The sequence below is a fragment of the Novosphingobium sp. genome (assembly GCF_032093395.1).
In the GTDB taxonomy this organism is placed as follows: Bacteria; Pseudomonadota; Alphaproteobacteria; order Sphingomonadales; family Sphingomonadaceae; genus Novosphingobium.
The window spans coordinates 17,355-17,705 of record NZ_DAMDBA010000096.1 but is presented as its reverse complement, the minus strand read 5'-3'; the positions used below and the strand labels follow the sequence as shown (position 1 = coordinate 17,705).

Below are 351 nucleotides of genomic sequence, written 5' to 3'. Positions count from 1 at the left end.
GCCGGCAGGTCCTTGTTCTCCATGGCCAGCGGCATCTGCATGGCATGGCCCGGCGCGGATTCGTGCAGTGTCAGCGCGACTTGCGAATAGAACGGGCGGCTCGGCAGATCGTAGGTATTGACCAGATAGATACCCGGACCGCCGCGACCGCCGGTATAGAACGGTGCGATATCGTCCGGCACCGGCTTGATGGCGAAGCGGCTGCGCGGCATGTGCCCGAAGAACTGGTCCGCCTTGCCGTCGAACTGCTTGGCGATCCAGGCCGCGCGGTAGAGCAACTCGTTCGGGGTCTTGGGATAGAACTGCGGATCGGTGCGCAGGAAGTGCAGGAACGCCTTGAGGTCGCCCTTG

At 63.8% G+C, this 351-nt stretch carries 1 protein-coding gene; it reads right to left on the bottom strand.

Going from position 1 to position 351, the window contains the following annotated elements; all coding sequences use genetic code 11:
- A partial coding sequence (locus tag RT424_RS21465; protein ID WP_313442388.1) for a DUF885 family protein occupies nucleotides 1-351 on the bottom strand: 351 nt, incomplete at both ends.